Source organism: Azotobacter tropicalis (genome assembly GCF_059739045.1).
This window is the reverse complement of record NZ_AP046059.1, coordinates 1,052,428-1,068,995: the sequence shown is the minus strand read 5'-3', so window position 1 is coordinate 1,068,995 and position 16,568 is coordinate 1,052,428. Positions and strand designations below refer to the sequence as shown.

Annotated in this window: 17 protein-coding genes and 4 pseudogenes; 16 read left to right on the top strand and 5 right to left on the bottom strand. The window is 60.3% G+C overall.

What is annotated here, in order from left to right:
* The first annotated feature begins 22 nt into the window (after window positions 1–22).
* The 3 genes from Atro_RS04870 (at window position 23) to Atro_RS04860 (ending at window position 1,304) form a co-directional block, all read left to right on the top strand.
* Window positions 23–463, top strand: a complete 441-nt coding sequence (locus tag Atro_RS04870; protein WP_497926669.1) for a hypothetical protein — start codon at window positions 23–25, stop codon at window positions 461–463.
* Window positions 464–684: 221 nt separating this feature from the next.
* Entirely contained in the window at window positions 685–930 is a 246-nt protein-coding gene (locus Atro_RS04865) for a type II toxin-antitoxin system Phd/YefM family antitoxin (RefSeq protein WP_090735231.1), read from the top strand.
* Window positions 927–1,304 carry a type II toxin-antitoxin system VapC family toxin gene (locus tag Atro_RS04860; protein WP_131342058.1) on the top strand — a complete coding sequence of 126 codons (378 nt, stop codon included), beginning with the start codon at window positions 927–929 and terminating at the stop codon, window positions 1,302–1,304. The genes Atro_RS04865 and Atro_RS04860 overlap by 4 nt, the downstream gene beginning before the upstream one ends.
* A gap of 183 nt (window positions 1,305–1,487) precedes the next feature.
* Here the strand turns inward: Atro_RS04860 and Atro_RS04855 are convergent, their stop codons facing one another.
* Window positions 1,488–1,883, bottom strand: a complete 396-nt coding sequence (locus Atro_RS04855; RefSeq protein WP_497926668.1) for a hypothetical protein — start codon at window positions 1,881–1,883, stop codon at window positions 1,488–1,490.
* A gap of 506 nt (window positions 1,884–2,389) precedes the next feature.
* Between Atro_RS04855 and Atro_RS04850 the strand changes: the two genes are divergently transcribed.
* The 3 genes from Atro_RS04850 to Atro_RS04840 all read left to right on the top strand — a co-directional run bounded on the left by Atro_RS04850 (window position 2,390) and on the right by Atro_RS04840 (window position 5,223).
* Window positions 2,390–3,202 carry an IS5 family transposase gene (locus tag Atro_RS04850; protein ID WP_497927611.1) on the top strand — a complete coding sequence of 271 codons (813 nt, stop codon included), beginning with the start codon at window positions 2,390–2,392 and terminating at the stop codon, window positions 3,200–3,202.
* 106 nt (window positions 3,203–3,308) lie between these two features.
* On the top strand, window positions 3,309–4,409 hold the full coding sequence (locus tag Atro_RS04845; protein WP_497926667.1) for an IS630 family transposase: 1,101 nt from the start codon (window positions 3,309–3,311) through the stop codon (window positions 4,407–4,409).
* 55 nt (window positions 4,410–4,464) lie between these two features.
* Complete coding sequence (locus Atro_RS04840) at window positions 4,465–5,223, top strand: IS5 family transposase (protein ID WP_497926440.1); 759 nt, start codon at window positions 4,465–4,467, stop codon at window positions 5,221–5,223.
* Between the two features lie 47 nt (window positions 5,224–5,270).
* On the opposite strand, the gene Atro_RS04835 is transcribed toward Atro_RS04840, so the two are convergent.
* Window positions 5,271–6,086 carry an IS5 family transposase gene (locus tag Atro_RS04835; RefSeq protein WP_497926666.1) on the bottom strand — a complete coding sequence of 272 codons (816 nt, stop codon included), beginning with the start codon at window positions 6,084–6,086 and terminating at the stop codon, window positions 5,271–5,273.
* A gap of 126 nt (window positions 6,087–6,212) precedes the next feature.
* Between Atro_RS04835 and Atro_RS04830 the strand changes: the two are divergent.
* The 3 genes and pseudogenes from Atro_RS04830 to Atro_RS04820 form a co-directional block, all read left to right on the top strand.
* A pseudogene (locus Atro_RS04830) lies at window positions 6,213–6,422 on the top strand (site-specific integrase); the annotation flags it as partial.
* 345 nt (window positions 6,423–6,767) lie between these two features.
* Entirely contained in the window at window positions 6,768–7,226 is a 459-nt protein-coding gene (locus Atro_RS04825) for a hypothetical protein (RefSeq protein WP_497926665.1), read from the top strand.
* A 249-nt stretch (window positions 7,227–7,475) separates the two neighbouring features.
* Window positions 7,476–7,721 (top strand): transposase, encoded by a 246-nt coding sequence (locus tag Atro_RS04820; protein WP_497927610.1) that lies wholly within the window; start codon window positions 7,476–7,478, stop codon window positions 7,719–7,721.
* A 96-nt stretch (window positions 7,722–7,817) separates the two neighbouring features.
* On the opposite strand, the pseudogene Atro_RS04815 reads toward Atro_RS04820, so the two are convergent.
* Window positions 7,818–8,306, bottom strand: a pseudogene (locus tag Atro_RS04815) (IS4 family transposase); the annotation flags it as partial.
* A gap of 109 nt (window positions 8,307–8,415) precedes the next feature.
* Here Atro_RS04815 and tnpA point away from each other — a divergent pair.
* From tnpA to tnpC, 3 genes are all read left to right on the top strand, one after another.
* Window positions 8,416–8,742 carry an IS66-like element accessory protein TnpA gene (gene tnpA, locus Atro_RS04810; protein WP_497923361.1) on the top strand — a complete coding sequence of 109 codons (327 nt, stop codon included), beginning with the start codon at window positions 8,416–8,418 and terminating at the stop codon, window positions 8,740–8,742.
* Complete coding sequence (tnpB, locus tag Atro_RS04805) at window positions 8,739–9,074, top strand: IS66 family insertion sequence element accessory protein TnpB (RefSeq protein ID WP_497923359.1); 336 nt, start codon at window positions 8,739–8,741, stop codon at window positions 9,072–9,074. The genes tnpA and tnpB overlap by 4 nt, the downstream gene beginning before the upstream one ends.
* Before the next feature lie 81 nt (window positions 9,075–9,155).
* Entirely contained in the window at window positions 9,156–10,667 is a 1,512-nt protein-coding gene (tnpC, locus tag Atro_RS04800; protein WP_497927609.1) for an IS66 family transposase, read from the top strand.
* A gap of 19 nt (window positions 10,668–10,686) precedes the next feature.
* On the opposite strand, the pseudogene Atro_RS04795 reads toward tnpC, so the two are convergent.
* Window positions 10,687–11,505: pseudogene (locus Atro_RS04795) on the bottom strand (transposase); the annotation flags it as partial.
* A gap of 113 nt (window positions 11,506–11,618) precedes the next feature.
* Here Atro_RS04795 and Atro_RS04790 point away from each other — a divergent pair.
* The 3 genes and pseudogenes from Atro_RS04790 to Atro_RS04780 form a co-directional block, all read left to right on the top strand.
* Window positions 11,619–11,711 (top strand): annotated as a pseudogene (locus Atro_RS04790) (IS5/IS1182 family transposase); the annotation flags it as partial.
* Between the two features lie 361 nt (window positions 11,712–12,072).
* Window positions 12,073–12,297, top strand: a complete 225-nt coding sequence (locus Atro_RS04785; RefSeq protein ID WP_497927608.1) for a hypothetical protein — start codon at window positions 12,073–12,075, stop codon at window positions 12,295–12,297.
* Between the two features lie 306 nt (window positions 12,298–12,603).
* Window positions 12,604–13,383 (top strand): polysaccharide lyase family 7 protein, encoded by a 780-nt coding sequence (locus Atro_RS04780; RefSeq protein WP_497926664.1) that lies wholly within the window; start codon window positions 12,604–12,606, stop codon window positions 13,381–13,383.
* A 35-nt stretch (window positions 13,384–13,418) separates the two neighbouring features.
* Here the strand turns inward: Atro_RS04780 and Atro_RS04775 are convergent, their stop codons facing one another.
* Window positions 13,419–14,690: a cation:proton antiporter gene (locus Atro_RS04775; RefSeq protein WP_497926663.1), complete on the bottom strand. Its 1,272-nt coding sequence runs from the start codon at window positions 14,688–14,690 to the stop codon at window positions 13,419–13,421.
* 1,031 nt (window positions 14,691–15,721) lie between these two features.
* Here Atro_RS04775 and Atro_RS04770 point away from each other — a divergent pair.
* The gene (locus tag Atro_RS04770) at window positions 15,722–16,336 is read left to right on the top strand and encodes an alpha/beta fold hydrolase (protein WP_497926662.1); all 615 of its coding nucleotides are present in this window, start codon (window positions 15,722–15,724) and stop codon (window positions 16,334–16,336) included.
* Window positions 16,337–16,568 lie beyond the last annotated feature (232 nt).

The following is a 16,568-nucleotide window of genomic DNA, read 5'->3' as shown; positions in this document are numbered from 1 at the left end:
ATGCTTTGTTAGTGGTGCATAAATGACGAAAACACTACCGCAATGGAGTGGGGGAATTGAAGATACCCTCAAAAAAAATGGTGCAAACTTGCCTGAGAAGTTTAGTTGGTATGCGCGTGATGAAAATGGGCTTGCGATTTTCATTACTGAGGCAGATCATGCAGATAAAGATGGCAGCATAGTAAGGCTTAAGGATCGCTATATCCAAAGAAACATAAGCGCATTGGGTAAAGATTTGCATGCAAATTCAAGGCGCCATGCTAAAGAAGTATTTTTATTGGCCAGGCATGCATACGAAAAAGGCGATTTGGTAAGGGTTTTACTTACGCGTAATAGTCGTTACAGTAAAGCGCCTAATAAGTCCACAAAAGCAATGCTTTTGCCTTGGTTGTATAGAGTGGTTTCATTTAAAGGTGATTCAATAGAGAGCGGATTTAGCTATCGTATGGAAGAAGCAAGTTAGCAAGTAGAGTAGACAACGGCGCAGCCTTGTCTACCGATGCAAACGGTGGGTAGTCGCTGTACGAGTTACCTACCTTACGGCTACGTAGCTCTGCTCGACACCGCCGATCTGCGCCCCGAATTCGAATCGGCCTTCGCCAATCGTTGCACAGCAACAGAGCCTTGCGAACCATCCGCTGACTTCCTATGATATTTGGCTAAATCTAGCCAAATATAGGGCGCATGATGGAAATCATCCCGCTGGCCGATGCCAAAAACAACCTGTCCCGCCTTGTGGATGCCGCCAGTGATGGACAAGAAATCATCATTGCCAAGCACGGTCGCCCTATGGCCCGCCTTGTGGCCGCTGGCAAGCCTGTCCGGCTGCGCTACGGCACCCTGAAAGGCCAGATTCGCGTAGCCGATGACTTCGATGCCGAACTGCCCAGCGAAGCCTTGGCCGGTTTTGAAGGCAAGGGTTCGGCATGAGGCTGTTAATCGACACCCATATCCTGATCTGGATACTGATCGACGACCCCAGGCTGACCCCCAAAGCCCGTAAGCTACTGGGCAAAGCCAGCGAGATTTACATCAGCACCGCCTCCTTCTGGGAGATGGCCATCAAGCAGAATCTCGGCAAACTGGATCTTCAGCTCGAACAGGTCATTGAAGAATGCCAAAACCTGGGCATCCAGGAATTACCCGTGACCGCAGAACACACCCTTGCCTTACTGGGCCTTGAACCCCTGCACAAAGACCCCTTTGATCGGCTGTTGGTAGCCGTGGCCAAGGCCGAACCCATGAAGCTACTCACGGCGGATAGCAAGGTGGCGGCTTATACGGAGTTGGCGGTGTTGATTTAACGAAAGAAGGGCGCTCTACGTAATTAACATGCCGCTGCTTGACTCAGGCATGCGCCTCCCTGTCCAGCGCATCGACAATCCACTGGTTCAGGCTTTTCGTTGCGCGAGTTCGCCTCGGAACCTCCCCAGGCTGCCGACCTGGCGGCAGCGGGGGAAGGTAGTGCTGGCAGGAGCGGGTTTCCGTTAGTTGTACCCTACGTCGCGCCGGGCGGAGGAGATGGTGACGGTGAATCCGGCCAGCACGTCGATGAAGGACATGAGGGTCATGAGGAAGAACGTCGAAGTCCCCGCCGCGCTATAGGCTATGAACTCCACCAGGAAGGCCACGAACAGCAGCATGGACAGGGCATGGTCTATGACCGAAGCATTGCTGGAGCGGGTGGACTTGACTACTTCGCCGCCCAGAGCGACCAAGGCTAGCGTCAACAACAAGTCCGATGTGGTGAAAAGCCATTGTGCGCCGGACAGCAAAGTCCCTTGAAACAGCACGCCATCAAGGTTGCCGGTGCCGGTCAAGATGACCGCGTTGTAAGCCAGAAAAACGAACAACAGCAGGGGAATGCTTCTGATCAATTGCATGGGTATGTCTTCGTCGAGTGTAAGAGGGCGGCCACTATTCACCACCGGTTGCCGGTGTATCAAGAGAGCGAGCGCGTAGGGTAGACAACGGTGCAGCCTTGTCTATCGATGCAAACGGTGGGCAATCGCTGCGTGAGTTGTCACCCTACCGGATTGCGCCTCAGATCGCGGCCAGTCGTTCGGCCATGTCGGGATACTGCTCGACCAACTTGATGAGAACGGCGGCCTGGGCGTTCGGCTTGGCCTTGCCCTATTCCCATCTGCGCAGGGCGATGAACTCGCTCGCCGTTACTTTCGCGCTGACTTAGAAAAGCTTGGTGGTAAAAAAGTGGTAAGCAGTTTGTGAAAATACTCTGGAGCCCTTGAATATAGGGGCTTTCAATGAAAGTGCGTCCAATCCATCATCGGCGCCACGCAGAAGCGGCGGGACGGCCCAGGGCGCGTGGTTGCTGGGTTTGAGCTCGATATATCTAGAGCCTGTTATTAACCACTGCTTTGGTTATCGTCTGCAGTTAACCCGAAAACCCTACCCCACCGATGTCAGCGATGAGGAGTGGGCCTTCGTGGCGCCCTATCTGGCGCTGATGCCCGAATCCTCCGCCCATCGCGTCCACAGCCTGCGCGAGGTCTTCAATGCCCTGCGCTACATCGTCCGCGGCGGCCTGCTCTGGCGGCAGATGCCGCATGATCTGCCGCCGTGGCAGGTGGTGTATCAGCAGACCCGACGCTGGATCGAGGCCGGCGTCTTCGAGGAACTGCTGCATGATGTGCGCGAGTTGATCCGGGTGGCGGACAAGCGCAAGGCTCAGCCCAGCGCCGTGATCCTCGACAGCCGCACCCTGCAGTCGACGCCGGAAAGCGGCGCACGGGCCGGCTATGACGGGGCCAAACGCCGCAAGGGCTCGAAGGTGCATATGGCCGTGGATACGCTGGGGCAGTTGCTCGCCCTGCGGGTGACGCCCGCCAACGAACAGGACCGCGCCCAGGTGGCCGCCCTCGCCGAGCAGGTGCAGCGGGTGACCGGTGAGGCGGTGGAGGTTGCCTTCGCCGACCAGGGCTACAGCGGCGAGTCGGCGGCCCGGCAGGCAGAGGCGCATGGCATCCAGCTGGAAGTGATCAAGCACACGGAAGCGAAGAAGGGCTTCATCCTGCTGCCCCGGCGCTGGGTGGTCGAGCGCAGCTTCGGCTGGATGGCCCGCTTTCGAAGACTGAGTCGGGATTACGAGCGCCTGGCCTCGACGCTGGCGGGCTTTCACTTCATAGCCTTTGTTTGCCTGATGTTGCCGACTGCTCTCAAGGCCTTGGCAACACCCGGCTGATCAAGAAACGAACGGGTTAATAACAGGCTCTAGTGTGGTGAATCACAACTACTCAGGATAAATCTTGTCTACCGCGGAGCTGACAGAGTTTTTCGGAGGGCATGCGATGAAAACAGGCCGCCCAGCCGTTCGGATCGAACTGACCGAACAAGAGCATGCCGAACTCACCCGCCGCCGAGCCAGGCACAAGGGGCCTGCCGATATGCAGCTGCGCGCCGAGATCATTCTGTCCTGCGCTCGAGGCGAGTCCGGCTCTTCCATTGCTCGACGGCTTGGCATTACGGCGCAAACCGTTTCGAGATGGCGCCTTCGCTTCGCCCGTTTGGGCCTGCAAGGCCTCAATGACGAGCCGCGCTCAGGCCGCCCACGCAGCATCAGTGATGAAAAGGTCCAGGAAGTGGTCGACCGGGTGCGGCAGACCAGGCCCGACGATGCCAGTCATTGGAGCTCGCGCCGGATGAGCAAGGCCACCCATATTTCACCGGCGAGCGTACAGCGTATCTGGCGAGCCTTCGGGCTCAAGCCCCACCTGGAGCACACCTTCAAGCTGTCCACCGATCCTGCCTTTGTCGACAAAGTGCAGGATATCGTCGGGCTCTATCTAAATCCCCCTGATAAAGCGCTGGTACTGTGTGTCGATGAGAAAAGCCAGATCCAGGCGCTCAATCGAACACAGCCGGGGCTGCCGCTGGAGCCTGGGTATCCGGCGACCCGTACCCATGATTATCAGCGCCATGGCACGACGTCCTTGTTTGCCGCCCTGGATGTGGCCACCGGCGAGGTGATCGGACGTCTCAAGCGCCGTCACCGCAGCGCAGAATTCCTGGAGTTTCTCAGGGCCATCGAGGAATCGGTCGAGAGCGACAAGGCCATCCACCTGATCATGGATAACTATGCCGTGCACAAGACCGACAAGGTGCGTGCCTGGCTTGTCGCGCACCCGCGTTATCACGTGCATTTCACCCCGACGTCTGCGTCATGGCTGAATCGGGTGGAGCGCTTTTTCTCGATGCTCACCCAGAAGTGGATAAAGTGCCAGGCCCATACCAGCGTGAAGGATCTCGAGCAGTCCATCGAGTATTACCTGGCGACCTACAACCAGAATCCAAGGCCTTTCCGCTGGAGTAAGGGAGCAGGTGAAATCCTGGCCTCTGTCGGCAGGGCTGCTCGAGCCTTGCAAAGAAATAATAATGAAGCGAACTTGTGATTCACCACACTAGGTTCTGTTGACGCAAGCCCAGTGCTAAAACTGGGCTTTTGCCATGACTGACAGAAGCCGTCTGAGCGATACCGACGGGTCCCGTATCCAAAGTCTGCTGAGCGCCACGAAGGGGATCCGGCTGACCCGCACTCTCGGCTGTCGCCGCTTTGTCGAGGCGGTGCTCTGGATACTACGCAGCGGCGCTCAATGGCGGATGCTGCCTCGTTGCCTCGGCTCCTGGAACAGCGTTTTCAAACGCTTCACCCGCTGGTGCCGGCTCGGCATCTGGGACCGGCTTCACTCGGTACTGGCTCGGGACGCCGACCTTCAGCGCGTCTGCATCGGCAGCTCCGTCGTGCGTGCCCATGCCTGTGCAGCCGGGGCGGCCAGCAGTACTGCGGCCCAGGAGGCACTGGGGCGTTTGCGAGGAGGCTTCAGCAGCAAGATCCATGTGTTGACCGATGCGCTGGGGTTACCGATTCGCTTCATCCTGACGGAAGGCCAAGCGGCCGATATCAGCCAGGCGATCCCACTCATGGCGGGGATCGCCACGTCGGCACTGCTGGCCGACAAGGGCTATGACGCCAACCCGCTTCTGGCCTGGCTGAAGGAGCGCCAGATCCAGGCCGTCATTCCCGCCAGGCGGAACCGCATCGAGCAACGCTCCTGCGACTGGCATCTCTACAAGGAGCGGCACGTGATCGAGTGCCTGTTCGGCAAGCTGAAGCACTACCGGCGGATCACCACTCGCTATGAGAAGAGGGCCAGCCATTTCAAGGGAATGCTGGCTTTTGCGGCTGTTTTGCTATGGCTGCGCTGATACGTCAACAGAACCTAGAGCCTGTTATTAACCCGTTCGTTTCTTGATCAGCCTGGTGCTGCCAAGGCCTTGAGAGCAGTCGGCAACATCAGGCAAACAAAGGCTATGAAGTGAAAGCCCGCCAGCGTCGAGGCCAGACGCTCGTAGTCCCGACTCAGTCTTCGAAAGCGGGCCATCCAGCCGAAGCTGCGCTCGACCACCCAGCGCCGGGGCAGCAGGATGAAGCCCTTCTTCGCTTCCGTGTGCTTGATCACTTCCAGCTGGATGCCATGCGCCTCTGCCTGTCGGGCCGCCGACTCGCCGCTGTAGCCCTGGTCGGCGAAGGCAACCTCCACCGCCTCACCGGTCACCCGCTGCACCTGCTCGGCGAGGGCGGCCACCTGGGCGCGGTCCTGTTCGTTGGCGGGCGTCACCCGCAGGGCGAGCAACTGCCCCAGCGTATCCACGGCCATATGCACCTTCGAGCCCTTGCGGCGTTTGGCCCCGTCATAGCCGGCCCGTGCGCCGCTTTCCGGCGTCGACTGCAGGGTGCGGCTGTCGAGGATCACGGCGCTGGGCTGAGCCTTGCGCTTGTCCGCCACCCGGATCAACTCGCGCACATCATGCAGCAGTTCCTCGAAGACGCCGGCCTCGATCCAGCGTCGGGTCTGCTGATACACCACCTGCCACGGCGGCAGATCATGCGGCATCTGCCGCCAGAGCAGGCCGCCGCGGACGATGTAGCGCAGGGCATTGAAGACCTCGCGCAGGCTGTGGACGCGATGGGCGGAGGATTCGGGCATCAGCGCCAGATAGGGCGCCACGAAGGCCCACTCCTCATCGCTGACATCGGTGGGGTAGGGTTTTCGGGTTGTCGTCTGCATAACTGCAAACGATAACCAAAGCAGTGGTTAATAACAGGCTCTAGCATTTCTGCTTGCGTGTTTCCTGTGCGTTTTCTGGTGTTTTCGTTCGTTTATTTTACTTGGTGATACTGTGTACCATCCCCAATGGCAACCATCTGTGTTCGAAAACTCAGAGACGGCTCGGTGAGCTATACCACTCAGATCCGTATCAAGAAAAATGGAGTCCCAGTCTATCAGGAGAGCCAGACCTTCGCCCGCAAGCAGGCAATGCAGGTGGGGGCAAACAGGTGAGAGATGAAGTTGTCTGAGCCTGGCGCAATCGGGCGGGCCGGTAGAGGAGGCACTATGCTGGAGCTCGTTGAGGCGCTATATCCACCTCTATGGGTGGGGTATCCCTATACAGAGTTGGCTTGATTTGAGGGGATCGTCTTGGCGCCAGTTGTGCTGGATGCGTGGCTAAGTATGCGTTCGTGAGGTGTATAAGCCAAGTAACGAAAGGAACCATAATAGCTCCTTGTTTCAACCGGCTCTTCGACTCTCTCTTCAGCTGTAGCTTGTTATTTTTCGCTGTCGCTCTCCATCCTCATGATCGGCAAGTTGATCTCGCCTCTCATGACCTTTCTAAGAAATTTAAAGTATCAGAAATAGTTCTTGCATACTTTTTCCAAAGGGAATGATCCCTGAGGGGCATCAGCAGGAATGCAGGCTCAAGGGCTTTTCCTTCTCGGTGGCCAGATCGTCGACGCGTTCGCCTATGATTTTCTATTGCCGGTAGGTCAAGGTCGGGAGATTGGTGGCACTGAGCATCCTTACGGTGCACTTGCCACGCAATGCTACTTGGGGCAGGATTTTGCTGCTGTAAGTGCCGAGCAACCTGTTTCTACAGGTCAACATCACTATCACGGAGAGAATATGAATAATAAAGGTGCCGATGTTGCTATATATGTGCAGAAGTACAAAGGATTCGATATGGCTGTTGAGCCGTACCGCTCCGAGCTAGGCAGGAAGTGGGTTATCCGAGCCAGCGTGCGCCGCGATAAAGAAGTGTTTACCTCTCGAAGGACCGATGTCGATTATTGCTGCTGTGGCCTCGATGCGGCGCGTGAGGCCGGGTTCCAGCATTGCCGTATTCTCATCGACAAGCTGACCAAGCATTGAAATTTGGCTTTTGCCACGTCCTACAGAAGTCAGCTGAGCGATATGCCTGGGCAAGATACAGGCTCTGCTGAGCACCGTTCAACGGCTGAAAGCTCTGGCTGCCGGCGGCTTGTCGCGGCAGTGCCTTGGTGGTTGTGCACCGGTGCCCAATGGTGACAGCCACCTCAGGGCTTGGAACAGCTTCTTCAAGCGCTCGGCTCTGGGGCAAGCTCCACTCGGCGCTCAGTCTTGAGCGCCAACTTCTAACCTATCTGCATCGACAGTTTCATCATCCGCGCCTATGCCTGCGCAGCGGAAGCGGCCTATAACTCGGCTTCTGAGGAGGCATTGGAGTGCTCGCGCGGCGGCTTTGGCAGCAAGTTTCATGCGCTGACCGATACGTTGGCTCTGCCGACTCGCTTCATGGCGACGGCAGGTCAGGCGGCCGATATCACTCGGGCGGTCCCGCTCCTGAAGGGAATCAGTCCGTCGGCGCTGCTGGCCGACAAGCTATGACGACAACAAGCTTCTGGCATGGCTGGAGGGGGGTCAGATTCAGGCGGATTCGGCCAAGGCGTCACCGCAAGTTAGCGCACCTTAGATCCAGCCCTTTCAAGGTCTTTTACCTTTCAAGGCCTCGATTACACGGGCCGTAGAGACATGGGCGCGGGCTGTGGCACCGTCGACCCACTCCCGGGTCTTCTTCTTGGGGCCACGCCTGCTCGTGGCCACCTGGCCGGGCTTGATATGCCGTGCCAACTCCAGCAGGCGCTGCGCCACTGTGCTGGCCGAACCGTCAACCCAGGTCGGCCAGTGCTCCACCGGCAATGCGACGAGCATCCCCTCGTAACGGCTTCTGACCTGCACCGCCAGGTGGTAGGGGGACGCCTCCCAGCCCTCGGGAAGCTGTGCGCGATGGGCCTGTTCGACACTGCGCTTGAGCACGGCCAGGAGGTTGCAGGCCAGCACCGCCACGGCAAACCCCAGCAGCGCCGCCCGAGGATGGCCCAGGCTGCGGATCTCGCTCTGCAGGACCGACTCCAGGCGCTGGAACATCCCCTCGATACGCCAGCGCCGACGGTACAGGTCGGCAATCCGCCGGACGTCGGTAAGCGTCCGGCCAAGTCATCTGGTTTGAGCCCGCCAGGCTAAGAGATGGTGTCCACCTATTTATCGTGGACACCATCTCCAGGCTTTCAAGCGGGAAATCATGCAGCGTCGTTCCTATTCCACGGCCTTCAAGGCTCAAATCGTGCAGGAGTGTGGCCAGCCCGGCGCCTCCGTCGCCAGCGTGGCGCTGAGCCATGGCATCAACAGCAACGTTGTCCATAAATGGATACGCACGGCTCGCAGCCAGGCGGTTGAAACCCTGCCGGCGTTCATCCCGCTTGCGCTTGAATCGCCGGCGCGAGCGGAGTGCTCATCCAGCGCGGACATCCGTATCGAAATTCCTCATCGCCGTACGACCTTGACCGTTCACTGGCCTGCGGGCGATGCGCAGGGCTGTGCCCGGTTCGTGCGCGAGATCCTGCAATGATCCGTATCGATGCCATCTGGCTCGCCACCGAACCGCTGGATATGCGGGCCGGAACGGAAACGGCGCTGGCCAGGGTGGTGGAGGTCTTCGGTGCGGCGAAGCCACACAACGCCTACCTGTTCGCCAACAAGCGGGCCAACCGCATGAAAGTACTGGTTCACGATGGTTTCGGTGTCTGGCTGGCCTCGCGCCAGCTGAACCGAGGTCGCTTCGTCTGGCCGGGCAGCTGGCAGGGTGCCCAGTTTGAACTGAGCGCCGAGCAGCTTCAGGCACTGGTGGTCGGGCTGCCTTGGCAGCGGGTCGGATCGGGGGCCGAAATCCGCCTTTTATAGTTGGCCGTCAGGTGCCCCATGCCGCGCAATTGACCGAACGGTCTATCGTCGATGGCGATCAAGGCAGGCACACTCGGCGCCATGACTTCTGCTTGCTTCGACCATCTGACTCCCGAGCAACTGCGCGAACTGGCGGCGCAGTTGACGCAGCAGGTCCATTACTACAAAACCCGCGGCGAGCAGCTGGCTCACGAAATTGCCGTCCTCAAGCGGCATCGGTTTGCCCGGCGCAGCGAGCAGCTCAAGGCTGCCCAGCTCAGCCTGCTGGACGATCTGCTCGATACCGATATCGCGGCCATCGAAGCCGAGCTCGAGGAACTGGCTCCAGCTCCCGCCGCTACCGAGCCACGCCGGCAGCCCAAGCGCACGGCCTTGCCGCCGCAGTTCCCCCGCACGCTGATCCATCACGAGCCGGACACCACGCAGTGCTCCTGCGGCTGCCAGCTCAAACGCATCGGTGAAGATGTCAGCGAAAAGCTCGACTACACCCCGGGCGTCTTCACGGTGGAGCAACATATCCGCGGCAAATGGGTCTGCGAACGATGCGAAACGCTGATCCAGGCGCCGGTTCCGGCCCAGGTGATCGACAAGGGCATCCCGACTGCCGGGCTGCTGGCCCAGGTCATGGTGGCCAAGTTCGCCGACCATCTGCCCCTGTACCGGCAGGAAAAGATCTTCGGCCGGGCCGGTTTCGCCCTCCCGCGCTCGACCCTGGCGCAGTGGGTCGGCCGTTGCGGCGTGCAACTGCAACCACTGGTCGATGCGCTGCGGGACATAGTCCTGGAGCAGAACGTCGTCCATGCCGACGAGAGCCCGGTGCAGATGCTCGCGCCGGGCATGAAGAAGACCCAGCGCGCCTACGTCTGGGCCTACGTTCCCAGCCCGTTCGCCGGGCTGCGTGCGACGGTCTACGACTTCAGCCCCAGCCGTGCCGGCGAGCATGCCCGCACCTTCCTGGGCGACTGGAAAGGCAAGCTGGTCTGCGACGACTTCGCCGGTTACAAGGCCTGCTTCGAGCGGGGCGTGACCGAGATCGGCTGCCTGGCCCATGCCCGGCGCAAGTTCTACGACCTGCATGTCGCCAACCAGAGTCAACTGGCCGAGCAGGCTCTGCGTTACATCGGTCAGCTGTACGACATCGAGCGCGAGGTGCGCGACCTGCCGCCCGACGAGCGATGGCGAATACGCCAGGAAAAAGCCAAGCCCATCGCCGATGCCCTGCACGGCTGGATGCTCACCCAGCGCCGGTTGGTGCATGAAGGCACGGCCATCGCCAAGGCACTCGACTACTGCCTCAAGCGCTGGACGGCCCTCGTGCGCTATCTCGATGACGGGATGGTGGCGATAGATAACAACTGGTGCGAAAACCAGATACGCCCGTGGGCCATCGGCCGCGCAAATTGGCTGTTCGCCGGCTCACTGCGCAGCGGCAAGCGTGCGGCCGCCCTGATGACGCTGATTCAATCGGCACGCCTGAACGGGCATGATCCGTATGCCTATCTGAAAGATGTGCTGACCCGGCTGCCGACGCAGAAGGCCAGCGAGATCACCCAGCTGCTGCCACACAACTGGAAACCTTCCTGCAAGGTGTGATGCCCGGCCGCTTACGGACGTCGATCGTCGCGGGCAGGTTGCTCCACACCCAAAGGACGGACTCGCCCGACTCCGTCGGCCGATCCAGGCGCAACTCGATGCGCCGCCAAGGCGCCTGGCCCTCGTCCAGCCGGATGTCCTGCTCGAGCACCTGCCCGGTTTCCACCCTGCCTCGGTCGTGCCAGGGTCCCTCGTGAACAATGCGCGGATGCCTGGCATCCTGGCGCACGATGAAATCGGCCCGGGCCTGCTGGAGCGACTGGAGAATCGTGCGGGTGCAGAAATGCCGGTCGGCCATCCACAGCTGTCCCGGCCGGGCACTGGCCAGTAGCGGCAGGACGCCGGTGCGTTCGCTTTCATAGGCGTCCTCGCAGGCCGCCAGATCGATCACCAAGTCGAGGTCGGGGTCGTAGACCACTAGCGAATGTCCCGGCAGAGCGGCGGCGCGCTGGTTGCGCAGCGGCGTCAGGCGCTTCTCCGAGGCTGTCAGATGATTGCCGTCGATGATGCGCATCTGCCAGCCGGGCAGGCAGGGGGCTGTGCCCAGGGCAGAGACGATCGGCTCCAGGCGCCGGGCGCTGCCCTGGACCAAGGCCCGCAACAAGGGCGGCTCGGTACGCCTGACCTTGTCGTACAGCGCCGCCAGCGATACGGGCAGGTGGTCCATCTGGCGCGCGGCGGCATGCAGCGAAGAGCGCAATCCCAGGGAAACCAGCGACATCAGCTCGACCACCGTGGAAAACAGCAGCTCGCGTGGATACTGGCGTTGCCGGTTGGCCTCGAACACGTCGTCGACCCAGGCGGCCGGCATCGCCCGCTCCAGCGCCAGACGTGCCATGACGCTGGCCGGTGCCTGCTTCTCGAAGCGCGCCAGAACTGCATTCCACATCGTCTTACCCTCCCACTTGATCCTCGGGAGAGTTTACGCAAACACCTTGAAAGGGCTGCTCCTTAGATCGGTATCTCTATAGGGTGCGCTACGTCATTGAGTGCCTGTTCAGCAAGTTGAAGCATTACCGGCGGATCGCTACGCGGTATGAGAAGGAGGTCAGCACCATTACGCCTGCAGGAGCAGTACGGCGGCACCCTGGTGGCCCGCGCCCAGCCGGTCGGGGCCATCTACGGTGCGCGCCACAGTTCGCTGATCCTGCGCCTGGGGCGAGGGAACCAGCACAGCTCACCGTTCAGCCGCGACGACGGCTATGACGTGAGCGTGACTGGCTCGGATGGTAGGCCGGCAATCCTGCGCCGACCACCGGCAGCACTCGTTCGCCGGCGGGCGCAAGCCCAAGCATGTCCGCGGTATGCTGTGCTCCGGCGCTGCTGGGCGTTCCCAGCGCATGGCCGTCTATCGTGACCAGTTGCGTCTGCCGGATTTTGGTCCCTTGAGTCAGGATGCGGGGCCATCCAACTGATCCGCGAGCGCAAGGCGCTCGACGGCATCAAAGCCGCTCGCATCAAGCAAGCCATCGCCAAGGTGCGCAACCTCTGGGCCCTCCTGCCGGCGGGCGGCCTGCTCGACAAACTGATCCTTGGTCTCGAGCAGAGGACCGCGGCCCAACTCGAACTGCTCAGGCTGCAGCAGGAGAGCGCCTTCAGGAAGCTGGAGCCCGGCTACAAATCAGCTTGATCCAAACGAAGATCCACGAGGTGGAGGCAGCGAGCCATGCCGGCTGGAGCGGTCACGGGCGGACTATGTCTGCGTCGCGGGCCTGGCCTAGGAGTTCTGCCGTAGCTGCCCTGGTCGGCGTGGCCGATCTCCCGCTGTTACCGTTGCTCGACGAGGTGCTGTTCGAGCTGGCGTACGGGATGCACGGCCTCGGCATGCTGCGAACGGCGGATCGGTGGAAGAGGATGAGCACTGTAGCACATGGATGATGCCAAAATGGCGCCAAAATGCCGGCACTCAAAAAGCCGTCATGCTAGGAGCCATGAAGTGATCGATCTTTTACATTGGAATCTCACCATTCCTGTTGGGGCCGCGATCATTCAGACCAGACAACTTCAGACGTATGAGTCGGAGTGGTTCGTGCGCAACACCGATGGCTCCATCACATTTTATGCGCCATCTTCCGGCGCCGGCATCAGAAGCACGGCGAACAGTCCTTACCCACGTTCTGAGCTCAGAGAAACGCTACCCAACGGCGCCGACAAGGAAGCAAACTGGCGTCTCGGCAGCGCCAAGGTCCACCGCTTGAGTGCAGCGCTTACGATCGACTCTCTGGCAGCCAGCAAAAAGGCGATCATCGGCCAGTTTCATGGCGCCAGTACAAAGCCTCCGTTCAAATTGCAGATCAGCGGCAGCACTATCTACGTGCAATATCGGCCGCAATACAATGGCGAGGAAAAGAAAGACCCCATCTTCACGGGCTACAAGCTCGGCAATAGGCTGGCCTATTCGGCGGCAGTGACCAGCGACGGAGAACTGACCGTCATGGTCAACGGCGAAGTCAGGAAATATCAATTCGACGTGGCTTCGTACCGGAGCGACAGGTGGTACGCCAAAGCGGGCATGTACAGCCAGCAGGAGATCGGTGGGGCAGGGGCCGGGAAGGCGACCTTCCATGCGTTGAGCATGACGCACAGCGACAGGATGGCAGGGGCATCTCAAGTAGCGCAGCAGGCGGAAAGGCAAGAACCCTATCGGCAAGACCCAGAAAGGTTTGTCCATGTCCGGGGGGAGAGAGCTGCCGGATGGCTTTCAGGCGAGAGGTAAATGCCCCATCCCTGGGGCGTTTTCAGTGATGGTGCTCAGTGGGCCTCCTCAGCTTCGACGGGATTGCTGCCATACAGCGACCTGACCAGCGGTCCGATGGTCAATCCCTGCACCAGGATCGAGACCAGCACCACGATATAGGTGAGGGCCAATAGTAGGTCGCGCTCCGGGCCTAAGGGCAGCGCCAGGGCCAGCGCCACCGAAACCCCGCCACGCAATCCACCCCACGAGAGAATACGGACGGTGCCAGGGGCCACTTGAAGCTGAGCGGATTTCATCTGGCGGATCAGAACGATTCCGGGGCCAACGGTCAGTACTCGGGCTACCAGGACGGCCCCGCCGAGCAGGATGGCTGCAGCCACATGCAGCCAAGTGAAAGGCAGCACTAGCAGTTCGAGACCGATCAAAGCAAACAGCAGGGCATTGAGGATCTCGTCGATCAGAATCCAGAAGTTGTCCACGTAGCGGCGCGTTTCTTCGGACATGGCATGGTAGCGGCCGTGGTTGCCGATGATCAGACCGGCAACCACCATCACGATCGGTGCCGAAACGTGCAGCTTCGCCGCCAGCGACGCACCGCCGAAGACCAGGGCCAAGGTCAGCATGACCGATGGCTGGAATTCGTTAACCCTGGACAGCAGCAGGTAGACGACATAGCCCAGCAGCAGACCGAAGGCGATCCCGCCGACGGCCTCCTTGAGAAACAGCAGGCTCACTTCGCCAATCGTCGGGGTGTGACCGATCATGAGGATGCCCAGCAGAATGCTGAACATCACCACGGCAGTTCCGTCGTTGAACAGCGATTCGCCGACGATGGTGGTCTGCAGCGGCTTGGGAGCGCCACTGCTCTTGAGGATGCCCATGACCGCAATGGGGTCGGTCGGCGAGATAAGGGCACCGAACAGCAGGCAGTAGATGAAACTGACCTGCCAGCCGAACAGGGCAAATGTGTAATAGGCCAGGCCGGCAACCACGACAGTGGCGATCAACACGCCGCCCGTGGCAAGAAAGGTGATTGGCCACTTGTAGCTGCGCAGGTCGTCCAGATTGACATGTAAGGCGCCGGCGAACAGCAGCGCGGGCAAGAACCAGGTCATCAGAATGTCGGAAAAATCGATCCGACGGATCATTTCCTGGATTTCCAGCTCGAGCACCGGGTAACCCAGCGCCGACAGGCCATACGCGAGCAGCGAGAGGAGAAGGGCTCCGACCATCACCCCGATTGCTGGAGGAAGGCGGATCAGCCGGTAATTGAGATAGGTGAAAAGCGTCGTCAGCGCGATGAACGTCGCCGCAAGATCCAGCATCGACAAAACCTTCTATTTGATAGTTGGCTACAGATTACTCCATCTGTTCATGGGTTTTTTATAGAAGGCTGGCGAGAAATCGGTTACAGAAACGAACCGGGGCGGACAGGCCGGATGGCCGGACGCTGGAAGCGGGTGACCGCCATTACGCCGCGAACGTAGTCGGAGGGAGGAAATAGCCAGACGGACATGGGGACTGGACCTGGAGGCCCGCAGACTGGCGGGGGACGAGGACTGTCGTTCTGTTGCGTGTTGGGTACGCGCGCGGAGGGGATTTCCTGTGCCTGCTCGTCTTGTGGCGAGATAGGGTGGAGGTTGTTTGGATCGTCTTTCAGTTCGGAGCTGGCCCGGCTTTGCAGAGCATGGGCTATCAGCTCCATGAGGAGGTCCATCAGCATGGCGGACAGGATCAAGTAGGCCAGAGCAGAGATCGCGAGTATCAAAAGTCCATTGGTCATGTGCCTCAAACCCGGCTTGATAGGATGGCATGGAGAGCAAGGAGGGCGGCTGATACTGCGTTTCATTGCGCTACCACGCCTGCAAGAGTCAGCCACATTCAGGAAAGGCCGCCCGGCCCGGAACCCTACGGCACTGGAGCGGCGGAATCTTTGATGCAAGCCAACATTTGCTCCAGGTGGGCAATGCAATGTGAGCAAGGAGCACGTGCGGCGAGAGCCATGTTGGGTAGAGGGTGCCGTATGAGTTGCTCTGGAATTCCTGGAGCAGTTCCCATCCTCATCGAGCCCCATGGCAGCTCTTGGCGACTGCTGGACTGCATGTCTTCTCTTTCAGCAGCAAACCGTGATTCGGCTTGATCCCTTGCTACCGACGGCTCCTGCACTGACCAGCCGCTATGTCTTGCCCCGGCTCCATCCGGCGGTCAGTCCTGCTGTTATACGGTTTCCGCGTTCCAGCCGACGTCTTCAGCCCGGTGTATGACTATCTGGAATTGGTAGGGTAGACAACGTCCCGCCTGTCCCGCATTACTATGGCGTCGCTCCCCTCTAACAACACTTTCAAGGGCTGACCACGTGCATTCCTTTCCCTCCAAACTTCTGTTCCTCCCTGGTGCTTCCGGTAGCACGCGGTACTGGCGGCCGGCTGCCGATCTGCTCGTTCACCCAGCGCAGAAAGTTCATATCGGCTGGCCCGGCTTGGGCTCGACCCCGGCCGATCCGGACGTGACCAGCTTTGCCGATCTGGTGGCGCGCGTCGTGGCCGAGATCGACCAGCCCACGGCGCTGGTGGCGCAGTCGATGGGCGGGGTGATTGCCATGCTGGCAGCACTCGAGCGGCCCGAGCTGGTCACCCATCTGGTACTGACCGCGACCTCGGGCGGCGTAGATATGGAGAGCCTGGGCGCACAGGACTGGCGTCCCTTATTCGCGGAGTCGAACCTGGTCGTGCCGCAGTGGTTCATCGACTATCGCGAAGATCTGACGCCACGGCTGGCGGAGCTGTGGACGCCGACGTTGCTGCTATGGGGCGATGATGACCCGATCAGTCCTGTCAGTGTCGGTCAGCGCCTCGCCGTGCTGCTGCCCCGCGCCGAACTGCACGTAATCTCCGGCGGCGACCACCGCTTGGCCAAAATCCTCGCCGCTGAAGTTGCGCCGCTGATCGACAGGCATCTGGCCAGAAGCTGATGGCCTGAGTGACTCCTCCTGGCCGGCGGCGCAAGCGGCGATCCCCATAGCCTCGCCGCCCAGGCTACCAGCGCCGAATGGTCAACCTCACGAGCAGATATCCGGCAAGACGCGGAGTCGATGTCATTCCCTCCGAAGAGGAAGTCGCGGGCGATGCCGTCTACGAGTAGGCGGGGGTGGTGCACCCGCCGAGCCGGTATTTCTCGGCACTGCGGTGAGCGGACTCAAGTTT